Genomic DNA, 22,004 nt, shown 5'->3' on the forward strand with positions numbered 1-22,004 from the left:
TGATCCGGGGGTTCGCCGATGAAAAGCGGCGTCATTTTCGGGTGTCGTGGTTGCTGGACCCCGATCCTGATCCTGATCCTGATCCTGATCCCGACCCCGAACCCGACCCCGATCGATACCCGTCGAGGAACTCGTAGCCGACCAGCGCGACGAGCGCCAGCCCGCCGATCGACAGGATCGCGAGGTGCTGGAGCGTTTCGGGGTCCTCGAGCGGCCCACCCGTGAGGTCGGCGGGTTCGGTGATCGTGCCGCCCGCGAACATGACGGCGAAGGCGGCGATCGCGACGGCGGCGAACCGAACCCGGGCGCGTGGCGACACTTCCTCGCCGTCGTCGGGCGTGGTCGCGGCGAGATATAGCTGGGGCAGGACGACCGCCAATCCGACGACGACGAGGAACGCGGGGAGGGGGTGCTGATCGAGCGAGACGCCGAGGTAGCGGTCGATCGTCGTCAGGAGGACGATCGCGACGACGAGGAGGACGAAGGAGCCGGCGACGACGCGGTTTTCGCGGGAGACCATACGGAGGCACTCGAGGCGAGACGACTTATATATCGGTGAGATCGGTGACACGTCGGTTCCGATGGACGCCGTTCCGCCTCGGTGCCGTTACGGAAAGTCAAGGAGAAAGCCTCGCCGTTCACGGCGGGGATGAATCCGACAACACGGCCACAACCGCCGGAACTAAGCCTCTCGGCAGCGTTTTTGTGGGTAAGCACAACGGGCAAAAACTGGCGGTTGGATTGGGGTCCGCCCGGACGACGAAGGCCACCACACCGTTCCCGAGAGGGCGTCTCCGAGGCCGTGGCAACACGGCAGGCAAAAAGCGACCCTCGCCCGCTTGTGCCTGCCCACCGTGGTACGAAGGGCAGGCAGGCCGATGGCACGGCCCGTGCCCGGACGCAGGGAAACCTGCGACTGGGGGCATCCCCACCGTCTCTCCGAGACGAACGGGATGCACGGTGCAAGCGGATACCGCGTCCGAATGGACGCCGAACACACCACACCCCTCGCGGGGCCGACGTATCGCGCACGAACCCGGTATCCCTCGCCGAACCCCGTTCGGCAGGCGAGAAGTTGCCAGCGCGGGACACGGGACTGGCCCGCTGTCCCGCGCTGGAATCCTCGCGCTTCAGCGCGGGGAGGATGTCAACAGTACCGTTTTTGCCCCTCCGCGAGCGTGTTCCAACGATGACCGAGGCCGCCGACCGGCTGTTCACGAACGCGGAGGTACACACGCTGACGGACCCCGACGAGGTCCACGAGGCCCTCGCGGTCCGCGACGGCGAGATCGTCCGTCTCGGCGACGCCTACGAGGTCGAGTTCCTCGAGGGCGTCGAGACCGACGTCATCGACTGCGAGGGGCGGGTCGTCCTGCCGGGCTTCATCGACGCCCACACTCACGTCGAGAACCTCGGCCGATACCTGGTCCACGCCGACCTCTCGGGCGCGGAAAGCGCCCAGGAGTGTCTCGAGCGTCTCGAGGCCCGGGCGGCGGAGACGGACGACGGGGCGTGGATCCAGGGCTTCGGCTACGACGAGAGCGAGTGGGACGACGCGGACTACCTCACCCGCGAGGACCTCGATCGGGTCAGCGACGACCGCCCCGTCGTCGCGCTCCGGGTCGACATGCACGCCGCGTCGCTGAACTCCGTCGCACTCGAGCGGTTCGCCGCGGAACTCCCCGACGGCGACGTCCGGAAAGAGGACGGCGAACCCACGGGCGTCGTCGTCGAGGACGCCGCCGAGGCCGTCCGGAAAGGGATCGCGCCGGGCTACGAGGAGACCCGCGACCTGGTCACCGCCGGCCTCGAGCACGCGGCCGAACGGGGCGTCACCGCCGTCCACGATATGGTCCGCAACTCCGTGGCCCCGCGGGTCTACCGCGACCTCGAGGCCGAGGGCGAACTCCCGACGCGGGTACGGATCAACTACTGGGCCGACCACCTCGAGGCCGTCACGGAGGTCGGACTCGCGACGAACGCGGGCAGCGACCGCGTGCGGACGGGCGCGATCAAGACCTACACGGACGGCAGCATCGGGGCCCGGACCGCGAAGCTGGGCGAGGCGTACGCGGACGGCGACGGCGACACCGACGGCGAGTGGGTCGTCGACCCCGACGAACTCCGGGACATCGTCGACCGGGCCGACGCCGAGGGGTACCAGGTGACTGCCCACGCGATCGGCGACGAGGCCATCGAGGAGACGGTCTCGGCGCTCGAGGAAACGGACGACCCCGCGGGGGCGCGCCACCGGATCGAACACGTCGAACTCGCGACGGACGACCATCTCGAGCGCATGGCCGACGCGGGCATCGTCGCCTCGATGCAGCCGAACTTCCACCGCTGGGCCGCCGAGGGCGGTCTCTACGACCAGCGGCTCGGCGAGGACCGACGGCGACGGACGAACCGACTCCGGGACGTGCTCGAGGCGGGCGTCCCGCTCGCGTTCGGTTCGGACTGTATGCCGCTCGATCCGCTGCTCGGCGTCCACCACGCCGTCACCGCGCCGACGGAGGCCCAGCGACTCTCGGTGACCGAGGCGCTGCGGGCCTACACCCGCGGCGCGGCCTACGCCGGCTTCGACGAGGACCGACTCGGTACCCTCGAGGTCGGGAAGCGCGCGGATCTGGTCGTCCTCGAGGAGTCGCCGTGGGAGGCCGACCGGATCGACGGGATCGACGTTGCGAAGACGGTCGTCGACGGGGCGGTCGTCTTCGATGGGGGCGAGGCGTAGCCGGTGGCCGGTGGCCGGTGGCCGGTTTTCGATCGCGCTGACGATACTCAGGCCCTGTGACCGATTGTAACCGTTTTCCGGGCGGTCGTGGTAGCTGGTTGAGATGTCCGGGGAGAGCCAGCCACTCGAGACGGCGTCGGCCGTCGCCGTCGAAAACGTCCGCCGTACCTATCACCTCGCGGAGCCGGTTCACGCCATCGACGGGGTGTCGCTGACGCTGGGGGAGGGGTCGTTCACCGCGGTGATGGGACCGAGCGGATCGGGGAAGAGCACGCTGATGAACCTGATCGGGTGTCTCGATACGCCCACGGAGGGGGAGATCGAAGTGGGCGGCCGACCGGTGAGCGCACTCTCGGATACCGAGCGCGCTCACCTCCGGGGGACCGAGATCGGGTTCGTCTTCCAGACGTTCAACCTGATGCCGCGGCTGACCGCCGCGGAGAACGTCACGCTGCCGATGGTGTTTCACGATTCGGTCGACGCGGATCGACAGCAACGGGCGCGGACGCTGCTCGAGCGAGTCGGACTCGGCGACCGGCTGGATCACCTGCCCAGCGAACTCTCGGGTGGCCAGCGCCAGCGGGTCGCCGTCGCCCGGGCGCTTGCGAACGATCCGACGCTCGTGCTGGCCGACGAGCCGACGGGCAACCTCGACACCGAGACCGAAGCCGAGATCATGGACCTCTTCTCGGACCTGAACGACGCGGGGACGACGATGCTCGTGGTGACCCACGAGCGGGAGGTCGCGGAATATGCTGATCACGTCGTCCACCTGCTCGACGGCCGGATCGAAGACCTCGAGCATCTGGACGAGGCCCGGGACGTTGTCGTACCGAACTCGGCGCTCGAACCCGGCCCCAACCGGAGGAGACGGGGCGATTCGGGGGACAGGGAGAACGCCGAGGCCCGGGACGTTGTCGTACCGAACTCGGCGCTCGAACCCGGCCCCAACCGGAGGAGACGGGGCGATTCGGGGGACAGGGAGAACGCCGAGGCCCGGGACGTTGTCGTACCGAACTCGGCGCTCGAACCCGGCCCCAACCGGAGGAGACGGGGCGATTCGGGGGACAGGGAGAACGCCGAGGCCCGGGCGGAGGCCGAACCCGGGGAGGGAACGGATTCATGAACGTCCGCGAGAGCGTCCGTATCGCCTGGCGGTCGATCACCTCGCACAAGCTCCGGTCGACGCTGACCACGATCGGCGTCATCATCGGCGTCGCGGCCGTCATCACGTTCATGGTGCTTGGCTCGGGCTTCTCGGCGAGCATCGTCGGCGACATCGAGGCCGAACAGGAGCCGGTGATGGTCGTCCAGACCCAGACCGAGCCCGAAGCCGGCGTCGGGATCGTCCCCGTCGATACGCCTATCTACTCCGAGAGCGACGTCGAGACGCTCCAGGAATTCGAGGACGTCGCCTTCGTCGCGCCCGAGGCGTCGGTCGACGTCGTCCAGACGGCCACGGACGACGAGCAGGTGACCGGCGTCATCGACGCCCAGGCGACGACCGCCGATCGCTTCGAACACACGACCTTCGTCGAGGGCGAACCCTTCGACGGCCCCGACGAGGTCGTCGTCAACGAGCCGGCCAGCCGGCTGTTCGAGGGGAACCTCTCGGCGGGCGACGAACTCGAGCTCTCGTTCGAGGACGGCGAGGTCGTGACGGTGACCGTCACCGGCGTCGTCGAACGCGAGTTCGGCGAGCAAACGCCGCCACAGGTGTTTCTCCCCGTCGACCCCTACTACGAGACGACCATCGAGACGCCCGACGGCGACCAAGAACGGGCGTACCCGACGCTGCAGGTCGGCGCGGAGAACTTCGAACGGATCGATCCCGCACAGGAGGCGGTCGTCGACTACCTCGAGGCTGAGTCCCACGCCGCCGAACTGAAAGCCGAGGACGACCGGATCGAGGTCCAGACCGTCGAGGACGCGATCGAGCAGTTCACCGACATCGTCGACCAGTTGACGCTGTTTATCGGCGCGGTCGCGGCCATCGCGCTCGTCGTCGGCTCGATCGGCATCGCGAACATCATGATCGTCAGCGTCACCGAGCGGACCCGGGAGATCGGGATCATGAAGGCCGTCGGCGCGACGAAACGCGACGTCATGCAGCTGTTCCTCGTCGAGTCGGTCATCCTGGGGGTAATCGGCGCGCTGGTCGGTGTGGCCGCCGGGCTCGGGGCCGGCTATCTCGGCGTCCGCTTTCTCGAGTGGCCGATGGCGTACCCCGTCGACTGGATCGCCATCGCGATCGCCGTCGGCATCGGCGTCGGCGTCGTCTCCGGGCTGTATCCGGCCTGGCGCGGGGCGCGCGTGGACCCGATCGAGGCGCTGCGCCACGAGTAATTTCCTCGGCGGCTGTGGTGTTAGGGAACCGATACTATTATCGCCGCCGGCTGCGACGTCCGATCGATGTTCGAGGTCCTGTTCGTCGTCGTCGGTATCGGTCTCGTGGCGGGCGGCTGCTGGAAACTCAGGCCCGCATATCACGTCTACCGGGGCGATACCGACGACGTCGTCGCGATCGAACGAGCCGAGGGCCCGGTCGAACTCGAGGGGACCGCGGACCGGATCGACGCGACGGCGACCGCGCCGCTGACCGGCAGCGAGTGTCTCGTCTACGAGTACGAGGTCGAGGAGTACCAGTCAAGCGGCAAGAACTCCTCGTGGAACACCGTCGATCGGGGAGGAGGCGGCGTCCCCTTCCGCCTCGAGGACGAGACCGCGAGCGTCCGGGTCGACCCCGCGGGAGCCGACCTCGCGCTCGCGAGCGAGGACACGATCCGCGTCGACGGCGGCGAGCCCGAACCCGAGCCGATCCGGGAGTTCCTCGCGACCGAGTCCGACCTCGAGTCCGAGAACACCTCGCTTGACCTCAAGATCGTCGAGATCGCGACCGGGAACGACCGGAAGTACCACGAACGCCGGCTCGAGTCCGGCGAGGAGGCGTACGTCTTCGGGCAGTCCCGCTACGACGTCGACGCGCGCGAGCGGATGCGCGACGTCAGCGCGGTGATCGAGGACGGACCGGGTGCGCCGGCGTTCGTCGTCGCGGACGCCTCCCAGGAGGTGGCCGCCCGGCGGCTGGCGAAGCCGGGACTGATGTGGATCGCCCTCGGCCTGTTTTCGGCGACGATCGCGACGATCGCGACGTTGTAGTCCGCCGTGGCCGATCGACACCGATCCTTTTCTCGCTGGGCATCGAGACCACGGCCATGAACGTCGGACTGGTACTGACGTCGGGGGACGCAACACGGATCGACCGCGCAGTTCGCGCCGAAGAACTCGGCTACGATGGGGTCTGGCTCGGCGAGCTATGGGGCGAAAGCGCCGTCGTCCAGCTGGGCGAACTGGCGACCCGCACCGACGACGTTCGACTCGGCAGCGCCATCCTGAACGTCTACTCCCGGTCGCCGGCCGTCCTCGCGATGACCGCCGCGGCCCTCGAGCGCGCCTCCGACGGGCGGTTCACGCTCGGACTCGGGACGAGCACGCCGAAGGCCGTCGAGGACCTCCACGGGATGTCGTTCGACCAACCGGTGCGGCGTGCCCACGAGACGATCGAGATCGTTCGCGGCTACCTGGCCGGCGACGGCGACCCGGTCGAGTACGACGGCGAACTGCTCTCGGTCGCGGACTTCCCCGCTCTCGAGGGCGGACCGATGCCGATCTACCACGCCGGACTCGGGCCGGCCAACCGGCGGGTCGTCGGGCGGCTCTGCGACGGCTGGATCCCGCACAATATCCCGTTCTCGCGGCTCGACGAGGCCTTCGAGGAGGTGGCCGGGGCGGCACGGGAGCGGGACCGCGACCCCGGTGAGATCACCGTCGCGCCGTACGTCCCCGCGGCCGTCGACCCGGACCTCGAGGCGGCGCGCCGGACCATCCGCCGCCACGTCGCCTACTACGTCGGTAGCGGCGAGGGGTACCGGAACGCGGTCGCGACGGCTTACCCCGACCGGGCCGACCGGATCGCCGACGCCTGGCGCTCCGGGGACCGGGAGGCCGCGGCCGACGCCGTCTCCGACGAGATGGTCGACGACCTTGGGATCGCGGCGACACCCGACGACGCCCGCGAGCGGCTGCACGGGCTGGTCGAGGAGACGGGGATCGACGAGCCGCTGGTGGTGCTCCCGGAGCCGGCCTCGACCGAGACGCTCGAGGAGACGATGGTGGCGTTCGCCCCGGACGGGTAGCCTACGGCAGTCCCAACCTGCGAGAGCCAGCGTATGGTTTTTCGGTGACTCCGTATCGATCCCTAGGTGGTTTCTATGTCGACGAGCTACAACGACTTCATCGGCGAGGTACAGCACCGAGTGGAGGCCGGGACGCAGGCCGAGGCGGTCAGGACGACCCGCGCGGTCCTCGAGACGCTGGGCGAACGCGTCGGCGAGGGCGGCGCGACGGACATCGCGGGTCCGTTGCCGATGGAGATCGACCGCTACCTGCTCGCGGCCGACCACGGCCACACGTTCGACTTCGACGGGTTCGTCGACCGCGTGCAGGCGAAACTGAACTACGACGATCTCGATCTCGACGCCTCCTACGGCAGGCCGGCGGAGGTCGACCGCGCGGAGGCGGTCTACCGCAGCAAGGCGGTGATCGAACTGGTCAGCCAGCTGGCACCCGGCGGGGAACTCGCGAACGTCGAGAACCAGCTTCCCGACGAGTTCGACGAACTGTTCGAGTTCGTCGACGCCGAGACGAAACCCTGGGAGTCGACCGAGTGAGCCACCCGCGGACCGACTCAGTCGGAAGCGTCCGACCCGCTCGCCGGCGAGGGCGGCTCGCCCGACCCCGCGTCCGTCTCGAGGTCGCCCCCCTCCTCGAGACCCTGGAGGTACCTGATCCGGTCCGGAATCGGCGGGTGCGTGTAGTGAAACGTCGCATAGAGCGGATGGGGGAACGGGTTCGAGAGGTTCTCCGAGGCCAGCCGACACAGCGCCTCGATCAACGGCTCGCCGTCGCCCATCACGTCCGTCGCGAAGGCGTCGGCCTCGCGTTCGTGGGCGAGCGAGAGCCGGTTCTCGAGCGGGCTGGCGAGTTTCGCGAGCGGCTGGATCCAGAGCGCGCCGACCGCCAGCCCGGCGTAGGCCGTCTCGGGCAGGTCGAACATCGTGTACAGCCACGTCGTCTCGAGCAACAGCCACAGGACCGCGAAGACGGCCCCGACCCGGACGACCCCGGCGGCGAATTGCTTCCAGATGTGGGCCCGCTTCCAGTGGGCGAGTTCGTGGGCCAGCACCGCCTGGATCTCCTCCCGGTCCATGGTCTCGACGAGCGTGTCGAACAGCACGACCCGTTTGGTCCGGCCGAAGCCGATGAAGTAGGCGTTGGCGTGTGAGGAGCGCTTGCTCGCGTCCATGACGTAGACGTCGTCACAGGAGAAGCCAGCCCGCTCGAAGACGCGTTCGACCGCTCGCCGCAGGTCCCCGGACTCGATCGGCTCGAAGTCGTTGAAAAGCGGCGCGATCACGCGCGGGTAGATGACGAGCATCGACAGCGAGAACGCGGCGTAGAGCCCGACTGCGGCCAGCCACCAGTAGGTCGGGACCGCCGCCACGAACCAGAGCACGCCGGCCGCGAGGGCGGCCGCGAAGACGACGCCAAGTGCAGTCCCAAGGACCGCGTCGCGAACGAAGAGGCCGGGCGTCGTCTCGTTGAAGTCGAACCGTTCCTCGATCACGAAGGTGTCGTACGCGTCGAACGGCAGCGACAGGAGCCTGAGCGCGACGACCGCGCCCGCGAAGAAGACGACGCCGGTGAGCACGGGGCCGTACCCCAGCCCCTCGAGCAGGGCGACGATCTCGGCGAGCGCGCCCGAATAGAGCGCCGCGAGCACGACGGCGACGCCCAGCCACGTGCGGACCTGCGAGAGCAGCGTCTTCGATCGCTGGTAGTCGATCACCCGATCGAGGTCCCCGAGGTCCAGACGCTTTTCGACCCAGTCGCGTTCCCGCTCGAGCGCCCGCCGCCCGTGGCGGACGTTCAGAACGGCCAGGACGCTGAAGAAGGCCGTCGTGCCGACGAACAGGAGCAGAAACAGGGCGTGGTACGCGAGCATGTTGGGTCCGTTGGTGTGGGAACGGATTAAGGTTCCTTCGTGCTCGCTTTCGATCCTCGGCGTCCGTCGCGTCCGCTCGAGTCTCCGGGATCAGTCGTCGGCCGGCGCTCGCCGCTCGCCCTCGAGCAGCGGCGTCCCGTCGGCCTTCGGCCCGAGTCGCGGGCCGAATGGAGGGTCGTCGGGGTCGACGACCCGTCGCTTCTCGTAGTCGGTCGACCGCTCGACGGGGATCCGGCCGATGGAGGTGATCATCTCGACGTAGTCCCGGAACGACCGGAACTCGCCGTAGTCGCCGCCCGCGCGCTTGGTGATCTCCTCGGAGAGGATCGTCCCCATGAAGTCGTCGGCCCCGCAGTTCAGCATCTTCAGCCCCTGCTCGTCGCCGTATTTCACCCAGGAGGACTGAATGTGGTCGACGTTATCGAGGAACAGTCGCGAGACGGCGATCAGCAGTTCGTCCTCGTCGTCGCTCGCGCCGCCGTCGATCACGCCCTGCTCGTACAGTGGCGTGTTCCGGTGGACGAACGAGAGGGGGACGAACTCCGTGATGTTGCCGGTCCGGTCCTGCAGGTCCCGGACCCGTTTCAGGTGGAGCGCGCGGTGGGCCTCGTTCTCGACGTGGCCGTACATGATCGTCGCCGTCATCCCCAGGCCGACCTCGGCCGCGGCCTCCATCGCCTCGAGCCAGTCGTCGGTGCGGATCTTCCCGGGGCAGATGACGTCCCGGACCTCGTCGACGAGGATTTCGGCGGCGGTCCCCGGCACCGTATCGAGGCCGGCGTCCTTCAGCCGGCGGTAGACCTCCTCGTACGACCAGTCGGTCCCCCGGCGGGCGTGGTAGGCCTCCTCGGGCGTCATCGAGTGGACGTGGACCCCGTCGACGCTCATCGCCGCGATCTGGTCGACGTACGTGCCGGGGTTCGTCTCGTAGACCTCGGGCGGCTTGTAGTTGATCTCCTTTGGCTCGGGGTGGGCCTCGAGGAGTTCCCTGTGCTCGTCGTCGAGGGCGAACGCGGGGTGAAGCCCCGAGACCGAGCAGACCTCGTAGATCCCCCGCTCGACGGCGTCGGCGACGATCTCGCGGGACTCGGCCGGCGTCTTCGTGAACCCGGCCGTCTCGACGTCGGCGTCCCGCTCGAAGGTGCGGGCGGTGTCCTTGAAATTACAGAACAGGCAGCCGACGTTACAGGCGGTGGTGACGTTGTTGTTGAGGTTCGCCGTGAAGGTGACTTCGTCGCCGACGACCTCGGCCCGGCGCCGATCCGCGGCCTCGAGGACGCGTTCCTTGCGCCGGCGGTCGATCCCGTCGGTGTCGGTCCCGGTGGTGAGCAACTCGACGGCATCGTCGACGGTGAGCCGATCGCCGTCGCGGGCCTTTTCGAGGGCGTTCTCGAACGACTGATCGGTCTCGGGAACGTGCTCGAACGAGAGGTCAGCCTCGATCTCGGTCACCGGGGAACCCATCGGAGTAACGATGCCGGTACAGCGAGAAAAGGGTGATGGATCGGGCGACCCGTTTCGTTCCGTTCGAACTCGAACCGCCCCACTGCGCGTTCGCGGGGTCTCGCTCGCGTCGTTCGAGCGGATCGGGACGTCGACGCTGCGCCTTACTCCTCGTCGGCCGACCCGTCTCGCACCTCGAGGTCGGTCTCCTCCTCGTACGTGAGGAGTTCGCCATCCGAATCGCCCGTATCGATCTCACTGCTCGAGTCGTCCGTATCGATCGCGTCGTCGGCGTTCACCTCCGTGACGCCCTCGAGTCGGCCGGCCACGTCCTCGCCGTCGGCCTCTTCGCCGTCCACGTCGAACGCCTCGAGGGAGTCGCGCAGTTCCTCGGCGAGTTCGGTCTGTGTTTGCGCGCCGGAGGCGACCTCGGCGATCGTCGCGGTCTGTTCTTCGACGGCCGCGGCGACGTTCTCGGTCTCGTCTTTCGTCTCCTCGCTGACGTCGGTGACTTCGTCGACCATCGTGACGACCCGTTCGCTGGCCCGGGCCTGCTCGTCGGTCGCCTCGTCGATCGACTGGACCCCGGCGTTGGCCTCCGCGACCTGCTCGGTGATCGCCTCGATCGCTTCGATTCCCTCGCCGACGACCTCGCTCCCGTTCTCGACGCGTTCCTGCATGCGCTCGATCTCGTCGACGGTCTCCTCGACGGAGCGTTCGACCTCGGAGATGCGGTCGTCGACCTCCTTGGTCGCCTCGGCGGTCTCCTCGGCGAGCGATTTGACTTCGTCGGCGACGACGGCGAACCCGTCGCCCTCGCTCCCTGCGGCGGCGGCCTCGATCGAGGCGTTCAGCGCCAGCAGGTTCGTCTGGCCGGCGATGTCGTCGATCAGATCGACGATCTCGCGGATCTCGCCCATCTCGTCGTCCAGTTGCTCGATCCGGTCGGTGATCGCCGCCGTTCGGTCCTCGAGCCGATCCATCTCCGACCGGATCTCGCTGCTGGCTTCGCCGGCCGCCTCGGCGCGATCGGCGGCTTCCTCCGAGACCGAGGCGACGTCGTCCGCGGTGGAAGCGATCTCCTCGACCGTGGCGGAGAGGTCGTTCATCTCGCCGTAGACCTCCTGGAACCGCTGGCTCTGTTCGGCGGTAGCCGTGGCGATCTCGTCGGCGGAGGTGCTGACCTCGGTACTGGCCTGTTCGATCTCCTCGACGCGGGCGGTTACGTCCCGGCTGACGCGGTCGACCTCTTCGGCCATCCCCTGAATATCGAGGACGGTCCGCTCGAGGTCCTCGAGCATCTCGTTGAACGCGGCTGCGATCTCGGCGAGGGCGTCGTTGTCGACGTTCTCGTCGAGTCGGCGAGTGAAGTCACCGTCGGCGGCGTCGGCCATCACGTCCGCGAACTCCCCGGCCTTGCGCTCGAGGCGCTGGGCGAGTTCTTCGGCCTCGCGACGGGCCTCCGCGGCTTGCTCCTGGGACGCCTCGGCTTCGGCCTTCGACGCCTCGAGATCGTCGATGTAACTCTCGAGGTCGGCTCGCATCGTCTCGAGGGAGTCGCCGAGCCCGCCGGGCACGTCGCGTTCGAGGGCGGGATCGTCGAACTCCTGGCGGGCGATGGCGTCGGCCTGGTCGGCGGCCGTCTCGAGGTACGACTGGATGCCGTCGAAGGCGGTCCGAACCTGTCCGACCTCGTCGATCCGGCCGTCGTCCTCGATCGTGATGCTCGTATCGCCCTCCGAAAGGCGGGTCGCGTCCTCGGCGAGTCCCTCGAGGGCCTTGGCGGTCGAGCGGCCGATCGTCGCGCCGATGACCAGGAAGCCGGCCAGCGCGATCGAGATGATGACGATCAGCGACCCCGCGACGTCGTCGACCAGCGCGTAAGCACTCGACTGTGGCGCGTGCGTGACGAGGAGCCAGTCGGTGTTCGGCACTGGCGCGTACGCGACGACGTCGTCCGCGTCGTCGAACTCGGTCGACCCCGGGCCGCTCCGTCCCTGTTCGATCACTCGGCTGTCGGGACCGTCGCGGTACGTCGAGAGCACGGCGTCGCTCTCGTTTGCAAGCATCACGTTCCCGTCCGACGCGTCGATGACCTCGGTCATGCTGCCCTCGATCGACTCGGCGAACGTTTCCGAGACGCCGTCGACCGACACGACGATCATCACCGCCGCGTCCTCTCCCTCGATGGGGCCGAAGAACGCCATCACGGGCTCGCCGTTCGACTCGTAGACGTCCGAGTGTGTCGCGCGTCCGTCGGCGATGTAGCTGCCGTCGAACTCGTGTTCCTCGACGTAGCCGACTTCGCGCTCGTGGACGTCGACCCCCAGTTCCGCGAGGTCCGTCCCCACCACAGCCTCGTCGGTGCTGTGTTCGATCTCGTTGGACTCGAGGTCGACGTAGTGGAGTCGTTGCACCTCGTCGGGCATGAACGTCAACTCGTTTTTCAGCGCGGTGTTGATCCCGATGTCGGAGCTGCCGGCCAGGTCGGCGTCGCCGTCGGAGGCGAGCGCGGCCGCCTGCTGTTCCTGTGTTTCGATCCAGGAGCCGATCTCGTCGGCCTCGAGTTCGGCCGTCAGTTCCATCTCCGACTGTACGTCGGCGGTGATCTCCTCGGAGATATCGACGTAGTAGAACCCGGCGACCCCCAGCGTGACGAGCAACACGAGAACGATGACGAGTCCGAACTTCGCCACGTAGCTTCGTCGGAGGGGATCCGGAACGAGTCCCTGCAAACCAGCCATTTCCCGGAGGATTCGACTACGGTACAAAAGCAGTTGTGGCCCCGGGAGTGTGAGCACCCCGCACGAGTCGGCGGCGATCGGGTCTCTCCGGGACTATCGCCCCGGCACTGATCCCGGCCCCGGCACCGACCCCGACCACGCATCACTCGTCGGTCGTCGCGGGAACGTCGGAGACCTCGTCCGGCCCGTCCGCGTCCCCGTCCGGTTCGGACTCGTCTCCCGAGGGTTCGGCATCCGTACCGTTCCCCGAGGCGTCCGCGTCGCTTGCCGTGCCGCCTCCATCGACATCGTCCTCGTCCCACTCGAGGGGTGCGTCGTCGGTCGCGTTCTCGGTTTCTTTCTCGCCCTCGCGTTCACCGTCGCCCCCGTCGTCAGCCCCTTCGTCCACGTCGAACGCCTCGAGGGAGTCGCGCAGTTCCTCGGCGAGTTCGGTCTGGGTCTGTGCGCCGGAGGCGACTTCGGCGATCGTCGCGGTCTGTTCTTCGACGGCCGCGGCGACGTTCTCGGTCTCGTCTTTCGTCTCCTCGCTGTTTTCGGTCGCCTCGTCGACCATCGTGACGACCCGTTCGCTGGCCCGGGCCTGCTCGTCGGTCGCCTCGTCGATCGACTGGACGCCCTCGTTCGCCTCGTCTACCCGATCGGTGATCGCGTCGATCGCCTCGATCCCGTCGTCGACGACGTCGACCCCGCGGTCGACCTGCCGGCGCATGCGTTCGATCTCGTCGACGGTCTCCTCGACGGAGCGTTCGACCTCGGAGATGCGGTCGTCGACCTCCTGGGTCGCCTCGGCGGTCTCCTCGGCCAGCGACTTGACCTCGTCCGCGACGACGGCGAACCCGTCGCCCTCGCTCCCTGCGGCGGCGGCCTCGATCGAGGCGTTCAGCGCCAGCAGGTTCGTCTGACCGGCGATGTCGTCGATCAGATCGACGATCTCGCGGATCTCGCCCATCTCGTCGTCCAGTTGCTCGATCCGGTCGGTGATCGCCGCCGTTCGGTCCTCGAGCCGATCCATCTCCGACCGGATCTCGCTGCTGGCTTCGCCGGCCGCCTCGGCCTGCTCAGCCGCCCGCTCGGAGACGGTCGCGACGTCGTCGGTCGTCGACGCGATCTCCTCGACCGTGGCGGAGAGGTCGTTCATCTCGCCGTAGACCTCCTGGAACCGCTGGCTCTGTTCGGCGGTGGCGGTCGCGATCTCGTCGGCGGAGGTGCTGACCTCGGTACTGGCCTGTTCGATCTCCTCGACGCGGGCGGTCACGTCCCGGCTGACGCGATCCACTTCCTCCGCCAGATCCTGAATATCGAGGACGGTCCGCTCGAGATCCTCGAGCATCTCGTTGAACGCGGCTGCGATCTCGGCGAGGGCGTCGTTGTCGACGTTCTCGTCGAGTCGGCGGGTGAAATCACCGTCGGCGGCGTCGGCCATCACGTCCGCGAACTCCCCGGCCTTGCGCTCGAGGCGCTGGGCGAGTTCTTCGGCCTCGCGACGGGCCTCGGCGGCCTCCTCGCGAGAGGCTTCGGCCTCGGCCTTCGACGCCTCCAGGTCCTCGATGGATCGCTCGAGGTCTGTTCGCATCGTCTCGAGGGAGTCGCCGAGCCCGCCGGGCACGTCGCGTTCGAGGGCGGGATCGTCGAACTCCTGGCGGGCGATGGCGTCGGCCTGGTCGGCGGCCGTCTCGAGGTACGACTGGATGCCGTCGAAGGCGGTCCGAACCTGTCCGACCTCGTCGATCCGGCCGTCGTCTGCGACCTCGACGTCGGTCGCGCCCTCGGAGATCGCCGCGGCGTTGTCGGCCAGGTCGTCGAGCGCGTGGGCCGTCGAGCGCCCGATCGTCGCCCCGACGACCAGCAGGCCGCCGACGGCGATCGCGATCAACGTAAGCAGCGACGTGGCGACCTCGTCGGCCAGTGCGTACGCGTTGCTCTCCGGGGCGTGGGTGGCGAGCACCCAGTCCGTCTCGGGCACCGTGGCGTAGCCGACCAGTTCGTCGGTGTCGTCGTACTCGAGCACACCGGAGCCGTCGTCGTCCTCGCTCTCGTTGACTGACTCGCCAGCCTCGTGGGTGACACTGTCGATGAGCGCACTCTCCTCCCCTTCGCGGTAGGTCTCGCCGATCGCGGCGTCGTCCTCGGCGAGCAATACGGCCGTGCTTTTGACGTCGACGACCCGGGTGTGGCCGCCCTCCACCGGCTCCTCGAACTCGGCCGCCAGCTCCGTCGCGGAGGCTACCACCATCACGGCAGTCTCCCCGTCCCCGGCGCGCTCGACCGGACTGAGGAAGGCGATGACCGCGTTGCCGTCGTATTCGAACGCGTCCGTGTACGTCGAATCGACGTTCAGATTGCCGCTGTACTCCCGCTCGACGACCGTGTCCTTGACCGGGAGGTGGATCGTCATCCCGTACTCCGAGACGTCCGTCCCGACCGCGTTCGCGTCGCTGCTGTGGACGATCTCGTCGTTCGCCAGGTCCACGTGGTGGATCGCAATGACGGCGTCCCCGGCACCCCGTTGCTCCTCGGCAAGCCGTGTCTCGATGTCCTCGTCCGAACCCCGCTCGAGGACGGTCGTCCCTGCGATCGAACGGGCGACCTCCTCGTGGCTCTCGAGCAGGCTCGAGAGTTCGCTCGCTTCGTCGCTCGTCGCCAGTTCCACCTCGCTCTGGACGTTCGCGGTGATCTCCCCCGTGATGTCGACGTAGAAGAACAAAGCGGCGGCGACCGTCACGACGAGCACGACGCAGATGACCAGGGCGAACTTCGCGACGTAACTCGACCGAATCCGGTCAGGAAGGAGCCGCTGGAGTCGTGATGTCATTTACCAAGAGCTTCTTTCCATCCCAGAAAGAGATTATGGCCGGACTCGCGGCCGAACCGGCGGGACCGACCCTGCGATCGATACTGAAACCTTCTTGAGGGATCACCACGCGGGTTCGGGTATGTACGACGGCGACCGTACCGCCGCCGGGTGGCAGCCGTGACGAGCGTCAAGGAGTTCCGGATCGAAACGCCCGCGACCGAGAGCCGACTCGGCCGAGGGTCGTTCGTCTTCACCGACGACTACTCCGTCTTCGACTGGGGGAAGATGCCCGACACGATCCCCCGGAAGGGCGCGAGTCTCTGTGCGATGGGCGCGTACAACTTCGAGCGCCTCGAGTCGGCGGGGATCCCGACCCACTACCGGGGGGTCGTCCCCGACGACGCGGACGAACCCGTTCCCCTCGAGGAGGTCGACGAACCGCCCCGCGAGATGGCTATCGAGTTGACGCAGGTTCCCGACCTCCCCAACGACGGCCGCGAATACGACTACGACAGCTATCACGCCGACGCCGGCGAGAACTACCTGATCCCCCTCGAGGTCGTCTTCCGCAACCGGGTCCCCGTCGGCTCCAGCCTCCGACGGCGCACCGACCCCGCCGACCACGGCCTCGACCTCGATAGCTGGCCGAACGAACCCGTCGACCTCGAGGAGCCGGTCGTCGAGTTCTCGACGAAGTACGAGGAGAGCGACCGCTACCTCGACCGCCAAGAGGCCGACGCCATCGCCGGACGGGCCGCGATCGACGACCTCGAGGCGCTCGCCCGCGAGGTCAACCGGATCGTCACCGACCGCGCCGAGGAAGCCGGGCTCGACCACCAGGACGGCAAGATCGAGTGTTGCTACTACGACGGCGAGATCCGCGTCGCCGACGTCGTCGGCACCTTCGACGAGAACCGCTTCAGCTACGAGGGTACCCAGCTCTCGAAGGAAGTGCTGCGCCAGTACCACAAGCGCACCCAACCCGAGTGGGTCCAGGCCGTCGAACAGGCCAAAGCCGAGGCGAAACACGAGGGCGTCGCCGACTGGAAGTCCCTCTGTGACGAAACGCCCGACCCGCTCGAGGAGAGCGTCCTCGAGACCGCAAGCGACATGTACTGTGCCGGGGCCAATGCCTACATCGGCAGAGAGCTGTTCGACGCGCCGCCGCTCTCGAAGGCGATCGGTGCCGTCCGCCGGCTGTAGCTGGCGGCCGACCGTTATTTTGCGGCTAGTTACCGAACGACGCGGTAGAAGGTATCGTCCGTACCGATTCCGGGCGAATCAGTAACCCTCATATGCTGGGGGACCTCACCCTGAAGCACGAAATGACCGTTCCCATCAGTTCCGTGCCGGCGAGTATCGTTCCGTTCGATCCGACGATCGGCGTCGCGGCCGTCGCCAGCATCATGCTGACCGTGTTCATCGCCGCCATGACGTTCCTGGCCCTGGCACCCGTCGTCTCCGAGACGTGGAACCAGCGACTGACGGGTTCCCCGCAGGGAGGCCCGTCGCTCGAGGCCGAGGCGAACGAGACCGACTGAGTTTCGCCATCGATGGCTGCGTTCGCGGCCCCGGTTCCTGATCTCCGATTCGTTTCCCTATCTTTTCTCACCGGTCGTTAGAGGTCGTACTGCTCTCGCACCAGGTGGGCCATCCCGCGATCCTCGAGGACGTCCATCGGCGCGAGCATGTCAAGCTGGACGACGCCCGGTAGTCGGCCGATCTGGACGCCGCCGGTGAACGTACACCGCGACCGGACCTCGCCCTCGCTCATGTCGAGGAGGTCGCCGGCCCGGTCGAACGCGTTCTCGGTCGCGTCGTTGATCGTCGCGCCGGACCCGATCACCTGGATCGGACCCATGTCGTCCTCGAGGTCGACGCCGTGTTTCTCGGCGAGGTCGCGGCCCGCCTCGCGTTCTTCGTCGCTGTAAGGCTTCGAGATGAACGGCAGGTCCTCCTCGTTGGGCAGGAGGATCGGCCCGTCGATCTCGAGGTCCTCGATCACCTCGACGTCCATCCGAACCGTGCCGCTGACGTCGGTCGTGTGCAGGGAGAGTTCGCCGTCGCCCTGGTTGGCGTGGAGGTCGCCGACGTAGACGCCGCCGCCGTCGACCTTGACGGGACAGATCAGGGTCGCACCCGCACGAACCTCCGGCACGTCCATGTGGCCGTCCGTCCGCTCCTCGAGGTCGGCCTCGCTCTCGAGGCCCCAGTCGTGGTCGGCACCGATCAGGAACTGGCCGAAGTCGCCGGCGTTGTGGGAGTCGGGCAGTTCCACGGGCGGGGTCGTCCCGACGTTGCCGATAAAGGGACGCAGTCGGCCGAGCGTGCCCGGCATCTCCGAGGGTTCGTACAGGAGGATGGGGTGTTGCCGGGAGTTCTCGGGGATGTCCATCACTTCCTCGGCGTCGGTCGCGAGTTCGTGTGCACCGTCCGCGTCCATCGTAACGCCGACGGTGCGGTCCTCGTCGAACGCGACGGTGTAGCCGTACTCGAAGCCGAACGACGAGGCGTTCGCGCCACACTCCTTGCAGCGGATCGCGTCCTCGCCGGTGCCCTCGACGACCGACTCGGGCCACTCCGTCCCGCACTCGGGACAGCGGTGGTCGACGAACGGGTCGTCCTCGAACGCCTCCTCCCGTTCGCGCATCGTCCCGGTGCTGGTGGCCATGCTCGTGACCTCGATCTCCCTGATCTTCAGGGCGATCGCGTCGCCGACCTCGGCGTTCTCGACCCGGATCGGCCGCGTAACCTCGTGTCCGCCCCGGAACGAGGGCGTGATCATCGGCCCCCAACAGGCCGGCGGGGTGTAGGTCTCGATCGTCCCGCCGTCGGCGACCGTTCCGGCCCACTCCCGGTCCGGGCCGACGAGTCCGAGCGTGTACTGGTCGACCGATAGCTCCTGTTGTACTTCGCGTTGTGCCATAACGTACCAGACTACGACGGCGACGAAAATAAAAGGGCAGTAGCATGCCAGTAGACCGGGAATCGCGGATCGACGACTCGTCCGGAGCGAACCCTGGACCCGACGATCCGCTCGCCACGTCGACGCCGTCACCGACGCCGTCGCGGTCACGCTCACTGAAAACGAACTCCGGACCCTCGAGGCGCAACTCGAGGGAGACCTGCAGCCGCTGTTCGAGGACGTTTCGGTCGACCGCGTCGACGGCCGAGGACCCGCATTTCGGCAACCACGGTCCCGACCGCCTGAAAATCAACTCGAGAGTACGGCCGCGAGCGGCCGTTCTCCCGATGACGACCCCGGCGATCACTCCCAGTCCGGCAGCGGCGCGGCGTCGTCCGCCGCTACCGAGATCCAGGCATCGTCCCGGGCGATATCGGCGATGACGAGATGTGGTCGGCCGTCGATCTCGTCGATCGCCGCCACGATCTCACCGCCGTCCGCCGGCAGCTTGCCGATAGAGCCTGGATTGGGCGTCATGTTCGGATATCTCACGTATGTCACTATGAATGTTCCGACTCCTGTCCAACCAGTATCGGAAACTCAATCTCAGAAGCGACAATGTTACGACCTCGAAACGTAATGATCGTCCAGTATGAACTGTCGGGGCCGCTATCAGTCGTCTTCGGTACAACCACCGGATCCGTCCCGGTTACACCGATATCGGGACAGGGATCCGTATCAGTCGTCGGCGATCGCGTCCCCGATGCCGTCGACCGGGCGGTCGGGCGTCGCGTCGTCGATAGCCGACGGGAGGCCGAGCTGGTACTCGTCGCCGTTCTCCCGGACGCTCGTCCGGCCGCGGTGGACCGAGACGTCGCCGTTCAGGTGCAACCGCACCGCCTCGAGCAGTGCCTCCGCCTCGAGGGGCTGGCCGCGGCGTTTCATCTCGGCGACGTCGGCGTCGTCGGGCACGTCGAAGGCCCGCTGGGTGATGATCGGTCCCTGGTCGAGGTCGGTCGTCACGTAGTGGGCCGTGACGCCGGCGACCCGAACACCCTCCTCGACGGCCTGTCGGTAGGCCTCGGCACCGGGGAAAGCCGGCAACAGCGAGGGGTGGACGTTGATGATCCGATCCTCGTAGCGGAAGACGACGTTCGGGCTGAGGATCCGCATGTACCGCGCGAGGACGATGAGGTCGGCGTCGTACTCCGCGAGCAGTTCGAGGAGTCGGTCCTCGTTTTGCTGGCCGTTTTCGGTACCGATGTCGTGGAACGGGACGCCGTAGTGTTCCGCCAGCGGCTGGAGGTCGTCGTGGTTGCCGATGACGACCCCGATCTCCGCGCCGAGGTCGTCGTTGGCCCAGGCCTCGAACAGCGCCTCGAGACAGTGACTCTCCTTGGTGACGAGGACGGCGATCTGCTGGTCCTCGCGGTCGGCGGGGAACCGGACCTGGACGTCGAGCCCGAGGTCGTCGCCCAGGTCGTGGAGGTCCTCGCGGAGTTTCGCCTCGGTACAGACCATCTCCGAGGTATCGACGGCGAGGTACATCCGGAAGACGCCGTCCCGGACCGCCTGGTCGAGGTCCTCGATGTTGATTCCGCGCTCGAACAGGAGGCTGGTCACGTTCGCGATCAGTCCGGTGTCGTCGTCTCCGATCACCGTGATTTCGGTCAGGTCGGTCGTCATCGCTGCCACCTCCGCTCGAGCGTGCGGCGATACATTGGACGTCTCTCAGGCCCCGGGTGGCTAAAAGTCCTGCTTTCCGCAGTCGATCCATCTCGCCGGTCGCCAACGCTCGAGACGGCCACCTCCCCGCTGGACCGGTGTACCGTGATCGTCTGGGGTGGGACGACTGTGATCATTCCCGCTCCGTGAATCCCCTCGAGTCGGATTCCGGAGCACTCGGACTGTACTGCCTGTAGACGGGTTCGACCGAGAGTTCTCGTGACTGTCCGTCCCAGAAGCCGAGCCTCGTATCGATCGGGATCGCATGCGACGCCGGACTCGGTCGCCTCGAGTCGCTTGCCGACGCCGGCGACCTCGCGATCCGGCGCGGGGAGGTCCCCTCGCGGGGAACATCGTCGCGGGCTCCCCGAGCGGGACCGGCTACGTCTCGCCGCGGACTGACCGGCGTTCGTCGGCGGATCGGCCCCGACCCCCGACAGTGTTCTCGAGCCGACGATCTGCGAGCCGGGTGGTTTCCGGCGCGTCCGGGCGTCTCCGTATCGCGGACGGAAATATTCACGATCGTGTATTACAGCGACAAGGCGAAAGCGTTTTTGATCACGAATACGGGATATCAGGTAATGACGGCCTACACCGCCACGGTGACGGTTCGACTCAAACGCGGCGTCCTGGATCCCGAGGCCGAGACCACGAAGCAGGCCCTGGAACGGCTCGGTTTCGAACTCGAGGAACTGCGCTCGTCGGATCGGTTCGAGATCGACCTCGAGGCCACCTCCGCGGATGCGGCCCGCGAGCGCGCCGACGAGATGGCCGAACGGCTGCTGGCGAACCCGACCATCCACGACTACGACGTGGAGGTCGACGAACGGTAGATGACTGTCCCTTACACTCACACCCCGATCGAAACCGTCGGTCGCAACACCAGGAGGTGGCGACTGTGACGGTTTCGATCGTCCGCTTTGGCGGCTCGAACTGTGACCGCGACGCGAAACGCGCCCTCGAGCACCTCGGGATCGACGCCGAAATCGTCTGGCACGAGGACGGCCTCCCCGCCGATACCGAGGGGATCGTCCTCCCGGGCGGGTTCTCCTACGGCGACTACCTCCGGGCCGGCGCGATGGCCGCCCGCGCGCCGATCATGGAGGAGGTCCGCGAGGCCGCGAGCGACGGGGTCCCGGTGCTGGGCGTCTGTAACGGGGCCCAGATCGGCTGCGAGTCCGGCCTGACTCCGGGGGCGTTCACCACGAACGAGAGCGCCCGCTTCCAGTGCGAGCACGTCCACCTGCGGGTCGAGCGGACCGACACGCCCTGGACCGCCGCCTACGAGGAGGGCGAGGTCATCGAAGTGCCGATCGCCCACGGTGAGGGCCGCTACGAGATCGCTGACGACCGGCTGGCGACACTCGAGGCCGAGGACCGGGTCCTCTTCCGGTACTGCGACGAGCACGGCGAGGTCGGACCGCACGCGAACCCGAACGGGTCGAAACACGACGTCGCCGGCGTGCTCGGCGACCGAGACACCGTCGCCGTCCTGATGCCCCATCCGGAACGCGCGACGCTGCCGGACGTGGGTCCCACGGACGGACAGGGAGTTCTCCGGGCGTTCGAGTAGCTGGGCCGGCGACGGACGGCCG

General features: G+C 67.7%; 17 protein-coding genes and 1 pseudogene. 10 read left to right on the forward strand and 8 right to left on the reverse strand.

Going from position 1 to position 22,004, the window contains the following annotated elements; all coding sequences use genetic code 11:
• Nucleotides 1–31: 31 nt before the first annotated feature.
• Nucleotides 32–520 carry a hypothetical protein gene (locus BM113_RS01220; RefSeq protein ID WP_089784651.1) on the reverse strand — a complete coding sequence of 163 codons (489 nt, stop codon included), beginning with the start codon at nucleotides 518–520 and terminating at the stop codon, nucleotides 32–34.
• A 669-nt stretch (nucleotides 521–1,189) separates the two neighbouring features.
• On the opposite strand from BM113_RS01220, the gene BM113_RS01225 reads away from it, so the two are divergent.
• The 6 genes and pseudogenes from BM113_RS01225 (at nucleotide 1,190) to BM113_RS01250 (ending at nucleotide 7,464) form a co-directional block, all read left to right on the forward strand.
• Nucleotides 1,190–2,734, forward strand: a complete 1,545-nt coding sequence (locus tag BM113_RS01225; RefSeq protein ID WP_089784653.1) for an amidohydrolase — start codon at nucleotides 1,190–1,192, stop codon at nucleotides 2,732–2,734.
• Between the two features lie 103 nt (nucleotides 2,735–2,837).
• A pseudogene (locus BM113_RS01230) lies at nucleotides 2,838–3,546 on the forward strand (ABC transporter ATP-binding protein); the annotation flags it as partial.
• 310 nt (nucleotides 3,547–3,856) lie between these two features.
• Nucleotides 3,857–5,080 carry an ABC transporter permease gene (locus BM113_RS01235; protein WP_089784655.1) on the forward strand — a complete coding sequence of 408 codons (1,224 nt, stop codon included), beginning with the start codon at nucleotides 3,857–3,859 and terminating at the stop codon, nucleotides 5,078–5,080.
• Between the two features lie 66 nt (nucleotides 5,081–5,146).
• The gene (locus BM113_RS01240) at nucleotides 5,147–5,893 is read left to right on the forward strand and encodes a GIDE domain-containing protein (protein WP_089784658.1); all 747 of its coding nucleotides are present in this window, start codon (nucleotides 5,147–5,149) and stop codon (nucleotides 5,891–5,893) included.
• Between the two features lie 56 nt (nucleotides 5,894–5,949).
• Nucleotides 5,950–6,930, forward strand: coding sequence for an LLM class flavin-dependent oxidoreductase (locus BM113_RS01245; protein ID WP_089784660.1), 981 nt, complete (start codon nucleotides 5,950–5,952; stop codon nucleotides 6,928–6,930).
• A 75-nt stretch (nucleotides 6,931–7,005) separates the two neighbouring features.
• Entirely contained in the window at nucleotides 7,006–7,464 is a 459-nt protein-coding gene (locus tag BM113_RS01250) for a DUF2267 domain-containing protein (RefSeq protein WP_089784661.1), read from the forward strand.
• A gap of 17 nt (nucleotides 7,465–7,481) precedes the next feature.
• Here BM113_RS01250 and BM113_RS01255 read toward each other — a convergent pair whose 3' ends face one another.
• The 4 genes from BM113_RS01255 to BM113_RS01270 form a co-directional block, all read right to left on the reverse strand.
• Complete coding sequence (locus tag BM113_RS01255) at nucleotides 7,482–8,798, reverse strand: M48 family metallopeptidase (RefSeq protein ID WP_089784663.1); 1,317 nt, start codon at nucleotides 8,796–8,798, stop codon at nucleotides 7,482–7,484.
• Nucleotides 8,799–8,888: 90 nt separating this feature from the next.
• Entirely contained in the window at nucleotides 8,889–10,262 is a 1,374-nt protein-coding gene (cofH, locus tag BM113_RS01260) for a 7,8-didemethyl-8-hydroxy-5-deazariboflavin synthase subunit CofH (protein ID WP_089784665.1), read from the reverse strand.
• 143 nt (nucleotides 10,263–10,405) lie between these two features.
• Nucleotides 10,406–12,985, reverse strand: a complete 2,580-nt coding sequence (locus BM113_RS01265; protein WP_089784667.1) for a methyl-accepting chemotaxis protein — start codon at nucleotides 12,983–12,985, stop codon at nucleotides 10,406–10,408.
• A 142-nt stretch (nucleotides 12,986–13,127) separates the two neighbouring features.
• A complete protein-coding gene (locus BM113_RS01270) occupies nucleotides 13,128–15,797 on the reverse strand; it encodes a methyl-accepting chemotaxis protein (RefSeq protein ID WP_089784668.1) in 2,670 nt (889 codons plus the stop codon).
• Between the two features lie 159 nt (nucleotides 15,798–15,956).
• Between BM113_RS01270 and BM113_RS01275 the strand changes: the two genes are divergently transcribed.
• A complete protein-coding gene (locus BM113_RS01275) occupies nucleotides 15,957–16,982 on the forward strand; it encodes a phosphoribosylaminoimidazolesuccinocarboxamide synthase (RefSeq protein WP_089784670.1) in 1,026 nt (341 codons plus the stop codon).
• 122 nt (nucleotides 16,983–17,104) lie between these two features.
• Nucleotides 17,105–17,320 carry a hypothetical protein gene (locus BM113_RS01280; protein WP_177209073.1) on the forward strand — a complete coding sequence of 72 codons (216 nt, stop codon included), beginning with the start codon at nucleotides 17,105–17,107 and terminating at the stop codon, nucleotides 17,318–17,320.
• A 77-nt stretch (nucleotides 17,321–17,397) separates the two neighbouring features.
• Here the strand turns inward: BM113_RS01280 and BM113_RS01285 are convergent, their stop codons facing one another.
• From BM113_RS01285 to BM113_RS01295, 3 genes are all read right to left on the reverse strand, one after another.
• On the reverse strand, nucleotides 17,398–18,705 hold the full coding sequence (locus BM113_RS01285) for an acetamidase/formamidase family protein (RefSeq protein ID WP_089784674.1): 1,308 nt from the start codon (nucleotides 18,703–18,705) through the stop codon (nucleotides 17,398–17,400).
• Between the two features lie 342 nt (nucleotides 18,706–19,047).
• Nucleotides 19,048–19,221: a DUF7556 family protein gene (locus BM113_RS22145; protein ID WP_007142255.1), complete on the reverse strand. Its 174-nt coding sequence runs from the start codon at nucleotides 19,219–19,221 to the stop codon at nucleotides 19,048–19,050.
• A 201-nt stretch (nucleotides 19,222–19,422) separates the two neighbouring features.
• On the reverse strand, nucleotides 19,423–20,370 hold the full coding sequence (locus tag BM113_RS01295) for a formyltetrahydrofolate deformylase (protein WP_007142256.1): 948 nt from the start codon (nucleotides 20,368–20,370) through the stop codon (nucleotides 19,423–19,425).
• Nucleotides 20,371–20,990: 620 nt separating this feature from the next.
• On the opposite strand from BM113_RS01295, the gene purS reads away from it, so the two are divergent.
• On the forward strand, nucleotides 20,991–21,242 hold the full coding sequence (purS, locus tag BM113_RS01300) for a phosphoribosylformylglycinamidine synthase subunit PurS (protein ID WP_089784676.1): 252 nt from the start codon (nucleotides 20,991–20,993) through the stop codon (nucleotides 21,240–21,242).
• Nucleotides 21,243–21,307: 65 nt separating this feature from the next.
• A complete protein-coding gene (gene purQ, locus BM113_RS01305; RefSeq protein ID WP_089784678.1) occupies nucleotides 21,308–21,982 on the forward strand; it encodes a phosphoribosylformylglycinamidine synthase I in 675 nt (224 codons plus the stop codon).
• Nucleotides 21,983–22,004 lie beyond the last annotated feature (22 nt).

Origin of the sequence: Natronobacterium haloterrestre, from assembly GCF_900112205.1 — an archaeon.
GTDB lineage: Archaea > Halobacteriota > Halobacteria > Halobacteriales > Natrialbaceae > Natronobacterium > Natronobacterium haloterrestre.